We start from the raw sequence: 14463 nt of genomic DNA on the forward strand, positions 1-14463 counted from the left end.
AAAAACAGGGGCCAGGGGCCTCCGTCTTTCTGCGTTTATTGAACGTTATTAGTCAAACTAGATAGCAATCTCTCAAAGGAATACTCATAAGACTGAATATCTCCGGCACCCATAAATACATAGACTGCATTGTCGTGATTCAAGAGCGGTGAAGTATTTTCAACTGTGACTAGACCACCTTTTTTGTTGATTTTAGCAGCCAAGTCTTCCACCTTAACCTGACCATTATCGGTTTCACGCGCAGAACCATAAATTTGCGCCAAGTAAACGGCATCTGCTCCATTCAAGGCTTCCGCAAACTCATCCAAAAGGGCGATGGTACGTGTAAAGGTATGTGGTTGGAAAATAGCCACCAACTCCTTGCTTGGATACTTCTGACGAGCAGCATCAATCGTTGCAATGATTTCTGTTGGATGGTGGGCAAAATCGTCAATAATAACTGTATCATTGACAACCTTTTCTGTAAAGCGGCGTTTGACACCTGCAAAAGTCTTCAAGTGTTCAGCAACCAAGCTCAAATCAAAGCCAGCAATGTAAAGATTTGCAATCACTGCCGTAGCATTCATGACATTGTGTTTACCAAAGGTTGGAATTTGGAACTCTCCCAATTCTTGTTCTTTGTGACGGACCTTGAACTGTGAACCAGTCGTCGACGGCTTCAAATCATAGGCAACAAAGTCATTGTCTGGACCTGTTCCGTAGTAGTAGATTGGGGCATTGGCCGTAATACGACGCAAATGCTCATCTTCACCATAGACAAACAGACCTTTTTTGACTTGTTTGGCATAATCGTTAAAGGCGTTAAAGACATCCTCTAGGCTGGTGAAATAATCAGGATGGTCAAAATCAATATTGGTAATGATACTGTACTCAGGATAGTAAGGAGCAAAATGGCGCTCATACTCATCTGACTCAAAGACAAAATACTGGGCATTGGCTGAACCACGACCTGTTCCATCTCCAATCAGGAAAGAGGTGTCTGTGATATTGCGCATCACATGGGCCAAGAGTCCTGTCGTCGAAGTCTTACCGTGGGCACCTGCTACACCAAGGCTGGTAAAGCCCTTCATAAATTCACCCAAGAATTCATGATAGCGTTTGTAGCTAAAGCCCTGTGCATCGGCAAATGCAATCTCCACATTGTTATCTGGACGGAAGGCATTTCCTGCGATTAGTTCAACATCCGCCGTGATATTTTTCTCATCGAAAGGTAAAATGTCAATACCTGCTTGTTCCAAGCCACGTTGAGTGAAGTAGTATTTCTCTACATCACTTCCCTGAACCTTGTAGCCCATTTGGTGCAACATCAGTGCCAAGGCACTCATGCCTGACCCTTTAATTCCAATAAAATGATACGTTTTTGTCATGTTAGTCCTCTTCTATATTTGTTAAATTTAATTCCTGGGCAACCTGACGCTCTCGGTGTTGCTGGCGCTCAGGATAATTATAGACCTGACTTCTCTTCAAGAAGTCATACGAATTTTTCTTAATCGGTTGCTCTTGCTCCCTATCTTCTTTCTTCAAAGAATAGACAGCTGGAACGTCGGCCAAAATATAGTCTGTCTGGCGCAGTCTGTCCGCCAACCGCGTGAGATTTCCCACTTTTTCCTCAGGACTTGGCGTGACTGGTGGCTTGACAAAAACTTTGGCTGGTGCAGGCTTATCATCTCTCAGGTAAGGCGCTGTCCGTTTCTTCTTCAAATCCTCACGGGCCTGTTCACGGGCTACTTGACCCTGAGTTTTATGAGAAGAAGGTTTGGTTTGAGCCAGGTGTTGATGACGTTCTCTACGAGAATAAGAGCTTGATTTAGCCTCAAAGAGAGGGGGCAAGAGGTCATCGTCCATCACTACACGGCCGGTCCCGCTTATCGCTTGCTGACTAGCGGATGCCCCAGCAAATTCTTTTTCTTTATACGGCCCCTTGATATTGCTAATCAAGTCACTTTCGTCATATAAACTCATAATTGGATTTTCTCCTACTAGTACCTCATTATCAGCTACTAGCGGAAATCTTTTTTCTTGTCTAATCATAAGTCATCCTTTCGAACCCTTATTATACCATACTTGGCTTAGATTTGCCTAATACCACGCTAAGACCTTGTCTAGACTAACTATTCTATCCCCAAAATAGCACGAATATCTTCAACCGTCAAGTTTGCACGGCTTTCACTACCGTCAAGAACCGTTTTAACCAGATTTTTCTTATTTTCCTGAAGGGCTTGGATTTTTTCTTCAATGGTCCCTCTAGTAATCAGGCGGTAGCATTCTACTTTTTCAGTCTGTCCCATTCGGTGGGCACGACTAATAGCCTGGGCTTCCACAGCCGGGTTCCACCAGAGGTCAACAAGGATAACTGTATCCGCACCGGTCAAGTTCAGACCAACCCCTCCTGCTTTCAAGGAAATGAGAAAGGCATCCCGGCTACCCGCATTGAAGGCCTGGGTCATTTCCTGGCGTTGATTAGCAGGGGTGGAGCCTGTCAAGGTATAAGAAGTTAAACCAATTTCTTTTAATTGATCTTCAATCTGCTCCAGCATCTGTCTAAATTGGGAGAAAATCAAGACCCTGTGCTCCCCTTCTTTCAGTTGCAGAAGCAGTTCTTTCAGGCTATTGAGCTTACCACTCTCTCCCCTGAAATCATCCATGAAGAGACTAGGTGTGTCACAAATTTGGCGCAATCGCGTAATCCCAGACAGAATTTCAATCTTGCTTCGGTTGATTTGGGCATCATCAGCGCCAGCAATTTTAGACTGCATTTGTTGGAGCTGGGCCAGATAGATGGTTTTCTGCTCATCAGTCAATTCATTGAGTACATTGACTTCTGTCAAATCAGGCAACTCCTGCAGAACATCTTCCTTATGCCGTCTGAGGACAAAGGGCTGGATGGTCCGAGCAATCTCTTTGGCACTTAACTTGCTAAAGGCCTGTTTACTGGGCAATAAACCTGGAAGTACAATTTGGAAAATAGACCACAATTCCGTCAAATGATTTTCGATCGGTGTACCTGAAAGAGCGAAACAATTCCCAACCTCAAATTCTCTCAGTAGCTGAGCGATTTTGGACTGGGCATTTTTCATGACCTGAGCCTCATCTAAAATCAGGTAGTCAAACTTTTCTTGTTTGTAGAGATCAATATCCTGCCTAAAAGATGGGTAGGAAGTCACTAAAATCTGATGCCCCTGTCCAATCAAATCTACTCGCTGCTCCTTACTTCCGTGGACAACAGCTACATCCAAGTCTGGAGCAAAGCGCTGACATTCATCTAACCAGTTATAAATCAAACTTGAGGGAGCCAAAATCAAAATCCGGCTATCCTCGGTCATCCGACTGGATAGAAAGGCGATGGTTTGCAGGGTCTTGCCAAGTCCCATATCATCCGCCAAAATCCCACCAAAACCATAATGGTCCAACATCGACAGCCATTTAATACCAGTCTGCTGGTAATCTCTCAATTCAGTTTTTACATCCACATCAGGCAAGGGAAAGCTATCAGGCTTGGCAAGATAACCAGCCATTTCTTGAAAATCCTTAGAAAAACGAACTTGATCATAGCTAGAAAGCGACTGGGCTAATTGGTAACCTGCCAAGGCATGAACCTGCATCTGCCCACCTTTGCCATGTTTAGCTCGGAGCTGAATAAGGGTCTGACTGATTTTCCGGGTTTCCTCATCAAATACAAGGACTTTCCCGGTCGGGCTGGTGTAATGGTCCTCTTGATTGAGCAAGGCTTCAAGTGCCAGATCAATTTCAGACTGATCAATTCCAGATAAATCGAATGAAATATCCAAAAGAGAGCCATTTCGCACAATTTCCAGCTGTGGTTTGACTTCAACCAAGAGGGACCGAAGATTTTCTGTTAGATGAACTGGTCCCATTTTTTCTAGCAAGGGCAGTTGTAGACGGAAGAAGGAATAAACTTCCTGCTGGACGAGAGCAGGTCTTTGAGCCAGGTATTTGCCCCGAAAACCAGCCAAACTGATTGCCTGAAAGACAGCTTCTAGGTGCTGAAAATGACTGGCAAATGGAAGGAGACTCAATTCTTCCTCACTTCTGACCGAGCGACCATCAAAATCTAAAACCAACTGCAAGGACAGACTGCCATTTTCCTCTTTCTCCATATGGAAATGAGGGATGAAATCGTGAATTTTAAAGCGTTTGGGTGCCTTGACCCTTCCAATCGTCTGCAAATCTAGTAAACTCAGGGCCAAACGATCCTGGTCTTGAAAATCGACCTGGACTTTTCTCAGACCAGACTCAGTAGGCACTAGATTAGAAATCTGACCAATCAGTTGCTCCTGCATCCGATTGACACTATAAATGACCCCATCAAGCAAGAGATAACGACCTTGAAGTAAAGGACGAACAGCTTTTTCATGAATAACCATCTCAATCATATGCGTATGGACTGTCACATCAAAGTGGTAAAGTCCAGTTTCCTCTGTCAAAGGCAGCACCATCAAGGACGAATAGGAGCGCTGTTCATAGGTAAAGACAAACTCATCCAGCTGGTTCAACAAGTCAAGACCTTCTTCAAAATAGGCTTGGGGCAAACGGAAATGCCTCCCAAAATGGATGAGAATATCCGAGTCTAAACCTACCTTCTCCGGAATCAAGGTCCAAAGAAAATCCAATAGAGCCTGACTGGCTTCATCAAAGTTTTCATAGGCTAGCTGCTCATAGTAATTTTTCCCAATTTGGTAATGCCCATTGGTCTTGAGCAAGCGCAAAAAAGCACCAATATCCCTTACAATATAAGCACGGGTATCTGGCAAACGGCTTATTTTCAAGGTCCAGTCAATCTGCCGATCATAAGGCAACAAGCTTCCCTCAACAGAGAGGCGATACTTGATGCCCATTTCTGGTTTGGGACGCAAAATCTCATCTAAAAAGAGGCCACCAAAATAGGTCCGACGGACCGTTTCCTTGTGTTGATTTCCCTCTTCTTTCCGCTCCTGCTCCAGGTTTTTACCAGCCCCATCATTTTTTAAATAATACTCCGTGGCTGCCAAATGCTGACAATAACCCTTGCTTTGAAACAAGTGACAACTACACTGCAAATCACTATCCTCATCGCTGTAAACAAAACGTTCTCCAGCAATATCCAGCTCCAACTTCCCATTCTCGCTCTGAAGAACAGTCAGTTTCCCAGCCTCATACAAATCAATTCCTTCTTGGCGAACCCGCCCCGGCATCATGCGACCCATAGCAATACCTCTTTTGACCTAGCACAATCTCTAAAATATTATCTTTTCATTATAGCATATTTCAAGAGATAATTCCTTGCCTAGGCATCAAAAAAACACCAGTCAGTCACTGATGTTCCTAGAAATCATTTTATAATATGTTGTCACTTGCCACATTTTCTTCACAAAACCAAGTGTTTTTAAGAGCCAAAATAGGAGAATTGGTATGAAAAGGATTGCTAAAATGAGATTAACCCAGCCCTTTCCATCCAGAAACATTAGGAGAAATATTGTTGGTACAAAAGTAAGCAGACCGAGCATCAAGAGGTTGATTAGAAGCCCAAACCAGCCCAGCCAGTAGCGAAGTCCAAAAGGAGTATACTTTCTTTCATCGAAATCTGCCAAACCCGCCAAAAATTCAAATACTAGTTCGCCTAAAAATTCCATACTAGACTTCCTTTCTGACCTGTCGGTAATACTTGGTTCGTCGGACAAGGGTTTTCATCGCATGTAGGGATAGGAAGCTTAGGCCAATTGCACATAACAAAAAGAAGATGAAAAGCAAAACCGTAGGCTGTTCAAATCGATGATAGACCATGGTTGAACCACCTGTAAAAGCGATAAAATAGGATGCCAAAGTCACCAAATTGAGCCAGATACAAGCCACCAGTCCCAGCCAATAACGAAAGCCGAAAGGCTTATACTGACTGTCTTCATAAAATACAAGAAAAAATGATGAAAAAGAAAGCAATATCAAAAATGAACGCCAAATCGGAATCGCTACCATAAGAACTACCTCCTAATCCTATTCTAGCATATTTGTAAACGTCCGCAAAGAAAAAAGAGGTTTGACCTCTCTTTCTTATTTCCGTTTTCGTGCAATCAGATGAATCGGTGTTCCTTCAAAGACAAAGGCCTTGCGGATTTGATTTTCCAAGAAACGCATATAGGAGAAGTGCATGAGCTCTTCTTCGTTGACAAAGACCACAAATGTCGGTGGTTTGGTCGCAACTTGTGTCGCGTAGAAAATCTTGAGACGTTTACCCTTGTCGGTCGGCGTCGGGTTGATGGCAATGGCGTCCATAATAACATCGTTGAGCACAGCCGACGGAATACGGGTATTCTGGCTCTCACTGATAGCCTTAATCATCTCAGGCAACTTGTGCAAACGTTGCTTGGTCAAGGCCGATACAAAGATAATCGGTGCGTAAGACAAGTATTGGAACTGGTCGCGGATATCATCTTCCCATTTCTTCATGGTGTGGTTGTCTTTTTCAAGCGTGTCCCACTTGTTGACCACGATAATCATTCCCTTACCAGCTTCATGGGCAAAACCTGCGATGCGTTTGTCGTACTCGCGGATGCCTTCTTCTGCATTGATAACCATCAATATGACATCCGAGCGTTCAATGGCACGCATGGCACGCATAACAGAGTATTTCTCCGTATTTTCATAGACCTTACCAGACTTGCGCATGCCTGCGGTGTCAATCATGGTAAATTCCTGACCTTCTGAGTCTGTAAAGTGCGTATCAATGGCATCTCGAGTCGTTCCAGCAACAGGCGACGCAATCACGCGCTCTTCACCCAAAATAGCGTTAATCAAACTGGATTTTCCAACGTTTGGACGACCAATCAAGCTGAACTTGATAATATCTGGATTTTCTTCTGCTTCTTGGACTGGCAGATTTTCAATGATAGCGTCCAAGACATCCCCTGTACCGATACCATGCACAGATGATACTGGGTAGGGATCCCCAAGACCAAGCGAATAGAAATCGTAGATGTCATTCCGCATTTCAGGGTTATCGACCTTGTTGACAACCAAAATAACTGGTTTGTTGGTCTTATAAAGGATACGCGATACATACTCATCGGCATCCGTCACACCTTCCTTGCCTGAAACGACAAAGACGATAACATCTGCTTCATCCATGGCAATCTCAGCTTGATGCTTGATTTGTTCCATGAAAGGTGCATCCACATCATCGATACCACCTGTATCAATCAAGGAAAACTTGCGGTTGAGCCACTCACCAGTAGCATAGATACGGTCACGGGTCACACCTTCCACGTCTTCGACAATGGAAATCCGCTCCCCTGCAATACGGTTAAATAGGGTTGATTTTCCAACATTGGGACGTCCAACGATGGCGATAGTTGGTTGAGCCATGGCTCCTCCTCTTCTAATATAGTCGTTTTCGTTTATCTTTTATTACGTCGACGCATGAGGAAACTTCGTTTCCCCATTTCCAACTTCAAATAATGTCATCATTATTTGAACTCGCTTTGCCGTACTCCAGTACTGTCTGCAGCTCGTTGCCTAGTACTAAAAGCAAACAAAAAGACTATAACTTACAATAGTTTATTTTTTTCTAATACAGCCCTCGTTTCAGGCTGCTCTGGCTGACCAAACTGGGCAACCATACGCTCCGACCAAGTTTCTGTCTGACGGGCTCCTGCATATTCCGTCTGAACTTGGTCGTAGGCTTCAATCACATCTACACCTTGCTCCACATATTCTTCCTGGAAGACTATGGCTTCACTTGCCAAGCGTGGTTTGACAGGATGGTTTTGGGCTGGTCGACCAAGTGCAATGCAGAAAATCGGATAGGTATAGTCAGGCAAGTTGAACAGCTCTGCTATTGCCATAGCCTTATGGCGAATCATACCGATGAAGACACCACCATAACCCAAGCTTTCAGCTGCCAAAAGGGCGTTTTGCCCTGCTAGGCTCGCATCAACAGAAGAAATCAGGAGATTCTCTGTTCCCTTGGCATCAAAGTCTGAACCATGGAGTTGAGCCGCCTTGCTGGCGCGGTTATGATCGCCCACAAAGAGCAAAATTGCCTTGGCCTGCAAGATAGCTGGCTGGGGCACCAAATCATAGAGAGCCTGTTTTTTGCCCTCTGATTGAACCACAATGATGGAATAGGATTGGAAATTCTTCCAGCTAGACGCAGCTCGCCCAGCTGATATAATAGCTTGCAAATGTTCCGCCTCAATGGGCTCTTCCGTAAAACGGCGGACGGAAGTGTGGCTCAACATCAAATCAATGGTTTCATTCATCGGCGGTTCTTTCCTTTCAAATGCAAATCACGAGCCAGATAGCGAATCCGCTCCATAACCCGTTTGGCCTGCCAGGTCTCATCACCAGACTTACCAGAGGCGAAATGCCGCTCCAAATCATCAAAGGAGAAATTGGAGGTAAAGAAGGTCGGCAGATTTTCCTGCATACGGTATTGAAGAATGACCTGTAGAACATCGTCGCGCACCCACGGACTATGTTGCTCCGCTCCGATGTCATCTAGCACCAAGACCTGAGCCATCTTGATTTCATCAATCCGCTCCTTAACCGAACCATCTTTGATAGCATTTTTTATATCGACAACAAAGGTTGGATAATGGAGCATGGTGGTTGATTGAAGATGGGTTTTGGATAAAAGGTTGGCTAAATAAGCCATCAAATAACTTTTTCCAATACCGAAGTTACCATATATATAGAGACCTTTTGGCTTTTCCTCAAATCGTTTGACAAAATCTGCAATTGCCAACATGACTTCCACACGATTTTCATCACTCTTATCAATATCCGCCACTGTTACATTCTTCAAACTCGCAGGCATATTAATAAGTTGGATACGGTTCTTGATAGCTTCCAGACGACGGTATTCAACCAATTCCTCTGTCTCAAGATAGGAAACATCCGCATAGCCCTCATTCATAACCAAAACAGGTTGATACCCCTTGGCAATATAGGATTCATCCTGTTTGACAAAGAGGTCACGCTGACTGATATATTCCAAAAACTTAGAAATGGATAGGGTGATTTCCTGCTGGGTCAAGCCTTCCTTTTTGATAAAAGCAGCGACTTCAGAATCGCTCACAATCTCCTGATAGAGTTGCTGATAAGATTTTGGACTTGGATTGGTTGCCTGCGACAACCTGTCTTGAACTGATTTCATCAGCTACCTCCTTTGTTTTCCATTTCTTCTAATTCACGATAAAGGGCAGCCAGCTTGGCTTGGCCTTCCTGAGTTTGTTCTTGCTGAACCTCTTCCTTACTCCACTCAGGTACATTGGTTTTTTGTGGCTGGCTCGGCTTGGTGACTGCTTGACCTGTCTTCAAATCTCTTAGGTAAAGAACAGCTGCTTCTGCACTGCCAATCCCCTTGTAGGAAAAATCATTCCCCAATTTCATGGCATATTTCTCATTCAAATTGGCTGAATCCACCTTGTTAAAAGTGTAGAGGACCAAGACATTGATAACTTCGTCAAGTAGGCCCAAGTTTGCCAAATCTTTCAAGCACTTCTTCTCTGCCGCAGTGACAACCGCCTTGAGGCGATCCTTGATAAACTGCAAATAATCCTTACTGGATATAGCCTTGGCTTCACGAACAATTGCCTCTTCCTGGGGAGTTAAATTTCCTGAAGCTAATGGTCTTGCCTGGCGTGACTGCTGCAAGCGTTTAGTCGAGATGGTCTGTCCAATGGCTGTTGCTTTGGCCTGACGATAGGTTTCCAACCAGGTCCAACCTGCCTGCTCTGCTATGTGACTAAGGGCAATAATATCCTCAGCTTCATCTTGAAAAAGAAGCTTGTCCTTAGCCATCAAGGCTTTAAAGGCCGACCAATCAAAATCATGCTTGGGTTCAAAAGCTATTGGAACTTGACCATCAATGGTAAAGACTTGGGAGAAGGTTTTGGATACCTTTTTCTCCTTATTTGGTCCAGATACTTGTAAACTTTCTACACTGGCTTCGCCAATCCTTTGAGCCAATAAATTCTTATAAAGCGGTTTGCCCAAAAATTGTTTGACCGTCAGTGGTGGCAACAAGACCAAGCCTGTCAACTCATCTGCCCGATAAACTTGTAGCAATTCCATGGCAGATAAGAGATCCAAGGCCTGCTCCAAGCGCTTCATACCGAAATCCATATGATTGAGGATTGTCGCCCACTTGTAACGCCCCTGCCCCTGATCCGAGAAACTATAGAGGTAATAGTAAAGGGCTAGGGCATCAAAACTAATGATAGGTTGATAACACTGGCTTAAACTGATAATGTCTGGTGTAAAAGGATTGGTCTTGATGTAGGTAAATAAATCACTTGGTTTCATTGGCAGCACCTGACTTTACTTTACTACCCTTAGAAATCATCTGCTTGAGCAGATTTTCCAACTCTTCCACATCCTTAAAGGAACGATAGACAGAGGCAAAACGCACATAGGTGATTTCATCCAACTCCACCAATTCATCCATGACAAAGTTACCAATGACATCACTTTCGACCTCGCCATCACTCTGAGAACGAACCTTCTGCTCAATCCGGTTGACAACTTCGTCTATATCACTAGTTGAAACTGGACGTTTTTGTGCTGAACGAATAATGCCATTGAAAATCTTTTCACGGGAAAATTGCTCCCTAGTCCCGTCCTTCTTCACAACGACAAGGGTTTTTTCTTCAACACGTTCATAGGTGGTAAAACGTTGACCACATTGATCGCAAGAACGACGGCGACGGATGGTGTTGCCATCTTCAGCCTGACGACTATCAATAACACTTGATTTCAAACTTTGACATTTTGGACAACGCATACTCTCACTCCTACAACTTCTTTATCACTTCAGTATAGCATAAAAACAGCAAAAATAAAAGAAAGCGAGAAAACTCACTTTCTATTTTTAACCATTGTTAACCGACTGTTGCATCCTCTTGCTTCTTCAAGCGACTGGCAACCCATTCACGAACCAGACGGTAAATAACCGCAAAGATAGGTGTAAAGAAGACCATACCAAGCAAGCCAAATAAATTTCCACCAATTAAGGCTGCAGCAAGGGTAAACAAGGTCGGAAGTCCAACCGATTGTCCAACCACGCGTGGATAGATAACATTCCCCTCAATCAACTGAATAATCTGGAAGAGAGCAATAGACCAAAGTGCCAAGAGGGGATTTTGAACCGCCACAAATAAGGCACTAATCAGACAGGCGGTAAAGGGACCAATGTAAGGCACAAAGGATAAAACACCTGCCAAAATTCCTGCCATGCTGGCATAAGGAATTCCTGAGAGAGAATAACTCACAAATACGAGAGTACCGATAATACAGGCTTCTACGATTTGGCTCATTAGGAATTTATCGTAAGTATCAACAATGACCTCTCCAATATAACTAATCACTCGAACAGTTTTTGTCGGCAGTATCGCTTGTAGGAATTTACCTGTCATAGCTTGCAGATGTTCCTTGCTCCCAAGTATTGCCAAGGTAAAGAAGAAGGCCATCACAAGCGTCATGGTATTGGAAAAAATACCAGTGACATTTGATACTAAACCTGATAAGACTGGTGTTACCAAATTGGAAATAAAGGTTAGATTTTTCAATTGGTCCAGCATACCTGCAATTTGCTCACCCAACTGACCAGCCAAAAGTCCATTTTTTTCCAGGAAGCTTGTGAGGGCATTGACCGATTTAGGAATGGCTGTGCTACTCACCGTCACTAATTGCGACACCGTTGACATCAAGGTAGGAAGAACAATCAACACCAACCCAGTAACAATTAAAGCAAAGCCAATCAACACCCCAACAATAGCCAAGGAACGTTTGGATTTATTCAAAAAAGAAATCTTCTCTATCTGATCCTCTATCTTTTTCATAGGCACATTTAAAATAAAGGCAATGATACTCCCTATAAAGAGAGAATTCATGCTTCCCAACAAAATCTGAACTGCCTTGTATATCGTATCCCAATTCAATACAGCTAAGAGGGTAGCTCCAGCCAACAAAATCAATAAAGCTTTTTCTTTAAACGACGAATTCATAATATCTCCAATTTTGTATGATTAGCATTCAGTTTATCATAGGAAGCAAAAAAAAGAAAGAGTTTCCCCTTTCTTAATCTCGCATGGCATAGCCAACGCCACGAACAGTCTTGATGTAAGATGGTTTACCAGTAACATCTAATTTTCCACGTAAATAACGAATATATACATCTACTACATTAGTTTCTGAAGTCGTTTCGTACTTCCAAACCCGCTCTAGCAATTGTTCTCGGCTGACAGGTTCGGGGCTGTTCATCAGAGTTGCAAGCAAATCATATTCGCGTCTGGTCAGGTTAATCAACTCATCCCCACGAGTAACTGTTCGATTTTGAAAATCGACCTTTAGGTCACGATAGGCCGCCTGCATAGGAACATGTTTACAGTTTCTATCAATAAAATCTCGCCCACGGAAGATGGCTGCAATTTGCTCAACCAATTCACTAATAACGAAGGGTTTTACAACATAAGAAACTGCGTATGAAAGCACTTCTTCTCCATATTTGGCAACATCAGCTGAATCAATGGCCACAATCAACACACTAGCAGGCTTGATTGCGAGCAACTCTCTGGACAAGTCTTTACTGGACATATCCGACAGCTGAAAACTCATCAAAATCAAGTCAAAATCTGTTTCATGAGCTAAAGATAGGACTTCTTTCCCTGTTGAAGCGTAGTCTACCAAATACTCCTTCTTCTGTAATTCCATGGAAACAAAGTGCGAAAGATTGCGCTCTCTTCCTGCAATTAAAATTTTCTTAGCCATTATCTCTTTCATTGTTCTCTCTATCAATCAAATCAGCTAGCGATAAATTAGAAAGAAGAGGCTGGGCATAAAGTCCAAAGACACTTCTCAGAGTTCGTGTCAACATCTCAGCGCAGTGGTTGATTGGCAGATTTGTTCGTGTTTTACCCTCCAAATCTGACCTAATCAACTGTGCGGGGGTGGGAAGACGAACTCTTTTTTGACTAGTCGAGTTCTTTCCCACTCCCATTCTTTTTATTTTGATTCGCTATACCAATCGTAGTGGAAGACACCTTCTTTGTCTTTACGGTTGTAAGTGTGAGCACCAAAGTAGTCACGTTGGGCTTGGATCAAGTTAGCCGGCAAGTTTTCTGCACGGTAGCTGTCAAAGTAGGTAATAGCAGCTGAGAAGGTTGGCACAGGCACTCCTGCTTGAACAGCCAAGGTTACCACATCACGAACAGCCTGTTGGTATTTAGCTGTTACATCAAGGAAGTACTCATCCAAGAGCAAGTTTGCCAAATCTTCGTCACGTCCGTAGGCATCTGTAATCTTTTGCAAGAAACGAGCACGGATGATACAACCTGCACGCCAGATTTTTGCGATTTCACCAAATGGCAAGTTCCAGTTGTTTTCTTTAGAAGCAACACGCAACTGTGCAAAACCTTGTGCATAAGACATAATTTTTGAGAAGTAGAGGGCTTGACGGATTTTTTCTACCAATTCAGCCTTGTCGCCTTCGTATGCAAACGGAGCTGGTTTTGGAAGGACCTTGCTTGCTGCCACACGCTCATCCTTGTAAGTTGAAATGTAACGAGCAAAGACGGATTCTGTAATCAATGACAATGGCACACCCAAGTCAAGTGATGATTGGCTAGTCCATTTACCAGTACCCTTGTTACCAGCAGCGTCCATGATATAGTCAACGATTGGACCATCTTGACCTTGGTCATCCTTGCGTTTCAAAATGTCAGCCGTGATTTCAATCAAGTAGCTGTCTAGTTCACCCTTGTTCCACTCAGTAAAGATATCAGCCATTTCATCTACTGACAAACCAAGCAAGTGTTGCATGAGGTCATAAGATTCTGCAATCAATTGCATGTCACCATACTCGATACCGTTGTGGACCATTTTTACATAGTGACCAGCACCATCTGGACCGATGTAAGTCACACATGGAGCGCCGTCTTCTGGAGCTTTTGCTGAAATTTCTTCCAAGACATCTGCCACCAATTCGTAAGCTTCTTTTTGACCACCAGGCATGATAGATGGACCTTCAAGGGCTCCTTTTTCACCACCAGATACACCTGTACCGATGAAGTTGATACCTGAGTTAGCCAATTCTTTGGAACGACGGATAGTGTCTTCATAGAAGGTATTTCCACCGTCAATCAAGATGTCCCCTTCATCCAAGTGTGGTAAGAGGGCTTGAATGGTTGCATCTGTACCAGGACCAGCTTGAACCATAAGCATAATACGACGTGGTTTTTCGATAGATGCTACAAAGCTTTCTACATCGTAGCTTGGTACCAAGTTTTTACCTGGGTTGCTTGCAACAACGTCTTCTGTCTTATCAGCAGAACGGTTGTAAATGGCTACTGAATAACCACGTGATTCTACGTTAAGTGCCAGGTTGCGACCCATAACGGCCATTCCTACAACACCAAAATTTGCTTTTGTCATTTGTTTACTCCTCTAATTTGTATCTCTTTTATTATACAC

General features: G+C 43.5%; 13 protein-coding genes. All 13 read right to left on the reverse strand.

All coding sequences use genetic code 11. The annotated features are described in order from the left end of the window. Positions 1 to 35: 35 nt before the first annotated feature. The 13 genes from murC to gndA all read right to left on the reverse strand — a co-directional run bounded on the left by murC (position 36) and on the right by gndA (position 14424). Positions 36 to 1367, reverse strand: coding sequence for a UDP-N-acetylmuramate--L-alanine ligase (gene murC, locus PW252_RS08980; protein ID WP_248051312.1), 1332 nt, complete (start codon positions 1365 to 1367; stop codon positions 36 to 38). Position 1368: 1 nt separating this feature from the next. Further along, on the reverse strand, positions 1369 to 2031 hold the full coding sequence (locus PW252_RS08985; RefSeq protein WP_248051314.1) for a hypothetical protein: 663 nt from the start codon (positions 2029 to 2031) through the stop codon (positions 1369 to 1371). Positions 2032 to 2111: 80 nt separating this feature from the next. Beyond that, the gene (locus PW252_RS08990) at positions 2112 to 5204 is read right to left on the reverse strand and encodes an SNF2-related protein (protein ID WP_248051316.1); all 3093 of its coding nucleotides are present in this window, start codon (positions 5202 to 5204) and stop codon (positions 2112 to 2114) included. Between the two features lie 102 nt (positions 5205 to 5306). Beyond that, a complete protein-coding gene (locus PW252_RS08995; RefSeq protein WP_248051317.1) occupies positions 5307 to 5630 on the reverse strand; it encodes a hypothetical protein in 324 nt (107 codons plus the stop codon). Between the two features lies 1 nt (position 5631). Then, entirely contained in the window at positions 5632 to 5970 is a 339-nt protein-coding gene (locus PW252_RS09000; RefSeq protein ID WP_248051319.1) for an MFS transporter, read from the reverse strand. A 75-nt stretch (positions 5971 to 6045) separates the two neighbouring features. Beyond that, a complete protein-coding gene (der, locus tag PW252_RS09005) occupies positions 6046 to 7356 on the reverse strand; it encodes a ribosome biogenesis GTPase Der (protein ID WP_105114050.1) in 1311 nt (436 codons plus the stop codon). A 182-nt stretch (positions 7357 to 7538) separates the two neighbouring features. Continuing rightward, entirely contained in the window at positions 7539 to 8252 is a 714-nt protein-coding gene (locus PW252_RS09010) for a nitroreductase family protein (RefSeq protein WP_248051321.1), read from the reverse strand. Next, on the reverse strand, positions 8249 to 9148 hold the full coding sequence (gene dnaI, locus PW252_RS09015; RefSeq protein ID WP_248051323.1) for a primosomal protein DnaI: 900 nt from the start codon (positions 9146 to 9148) through the stop codon (positions 8249 to 8251). The genes PW252_RS09010 and dnaI overlap by 4 nt, the downstream gene beginning before the upstream one ends. Beyond that, entirely contained in the window at positions 9148 to 10299 is a 1152-nt protein-coding gene (locus PW252_RS09020; RefSeq protein ID WP_248051326.1) for a replication initiation and membrane attachment family protein, read from the reverse strand. The genes dnaI and PW252_RS09020 overlap by 1 nt, the downstream gene beginning before the upstream one ends. Continuing rightward, on the reverse strand, positions 10286 to 10777 hold the full coding sequence (gene nrdR, locus PW252_RS09025; protein ID WP_105117716.1) for a transcriptional regulator NrdR: 492 nt from the start codon (positions 10775 to 10777) through the stop codon (positions 10286 to 10288). The genes PW252_RS09020 and nrdR overlap by 14 nt, the downstream gene beginning before the upstream one ends. Positions 10778 to 10874: 97 nt before the next feature. Continuing rightward, the gene (locus PW252_RS09030; protein WP_248051328.1) at positions 10875 to 11999 is read right to left on the reverse strand and encodes an AI-2E family transporter; all 1125 of its coding nucleotides are present in this window, start codon (positions 11997 to 11999) and stop codon (positions 10875 to 10877) included. A 73-nt stretch (positions 12000 to 12072) separates the two neighbouring features. Then, positions 12073 to 12762, reverse strand: coding sequence for a response regulator transcription factor (locus PW252_RS09035; RefSeq protein ID WP_248051330.1), 690 nt, complete (start codon positions 12760 to 12762; stop codon positions 12073 to 12075). A gap of 234 nt (positions 12763 to 12996) precedes the next feature. Continuing rightward, positions 12997 to 14424 (reverse strand): NADP-dependent phosphogluconate dehydrogenase, encoded by a 1428-nt coding sequence (gndA, locus tag PW252_RS09040; protein ID WP_172028260.1) that lies wholly within the window; start codon positions 14422 to 14424, stop codon positions 12997 to 12999. Positions 14425 to 14463: the final 39 nt, after the last annotated feature.

Source organism: Streptococcus sp. 29887 (assembly GCF_032595075.1).
GTDB lineage: Bacteria > Bacillota > Bacilli > Lactobacillales > Streptococcaceae > Streptococcus > Streptococcus iners.

What these genes read in the sequence shown, in the direction of transcription:
- murC (WP_248051312.1), bottom strand. Translation starts at nt 1,367, where the DNA reads ATGACAAAAACGTATCATTTTATTGGAATTAAAGGGTCAGGCATGAGT.
- PW252_RS08985 (WP_248051314.1), bottom strand. Translation starts at nt 2,031, where the DNA reads ATGATTAGACAAGAAAAAAGATTTCCGCTAGTAGCTGATAATGAGGTA.
- PW252_RS08990 (WP_248051316.1), bottom strand. Translation starts at nt 5,204, where the DNA reads ATGGGTCGCATGATGCCGGGGCGGGTTCGCCAAGAAGGAATTGATTTG.
- PW252_RS08995 (WP_248051317.1), bottom strand. Translation starts at nt 5,630, where the DNA reads ATGGAATTTTTAGGCGAACTAGTATTTGAATTTTTGGCGGGTTTGGCA.
- PW252_RS09000 (WP_248051319.1), bottom strand. Translation starts at nt 5,970, where the DNA reads ATGGTAGCGATTCCGATTTGGCGTTCATTTTTGATATTGCTTTCTTTT.
- der (WP_105114050.1), bottom strand. Translation starts at nt 7,356, where the DNA reads ATGGCTCAACCAACTATCGCCATCGTTGGACGTCCCAATGTTGGAAAA.
- PW252_RS09010 (WP_248051321.1), bottom strand. Translation starts at nt 8,252, where the DNA reads ATGAATGAAACCATTGATTTGATGTTGAGCCACACTTCCGTCCGCCGT.
- dnaI (WP_248051323.1), bottom strand. Translation starts at nt 9,148, where the DNA reads ATGAAATCAGTTCAAGACAGGTTGTCGCAGGCAACCAATCCAAGTCCA.
- PW252_RS09020 (WP_248051326.1), bottom strand. Translation starts at nt 10,299, where the DNA reads ATGAAACCAAGTGATTTATTTACCTACATCAAGACCAATCCTTTTACA.
- nrdR (WP_105117716.1), bottom strand. Translation starts at nt 10,777, where the DNA reads ATGCGTTGTCCAAAATGTCAAAGTTTGAAATCAAGTGTTATTGATAGT.
- PW252_RS09030 (WP_248051328.1), bottom strand. Translation starts at nt 11,999, where the DNA reads ATGAATTCGTCGTTTAAAGAAAAAGCTTTATTGATTTTGTTGGCTGGA.
- PW252_RS09035 (WP_248051330.1), bottom strand. Translation starts at nt 12,762, where the DNA reads ATGGCTAAGAAAATTTTAATTGCAGGAAGAGAGCGCAATCTTTCGCAC.
- gndA (WP_172028260.1), bottom strand. Translation starts at nt 14,424, where the DNA reads ATGACAAAAGCAAATTTTGGTGTTGTAGGAATGGCCGTTATGGGTCGC.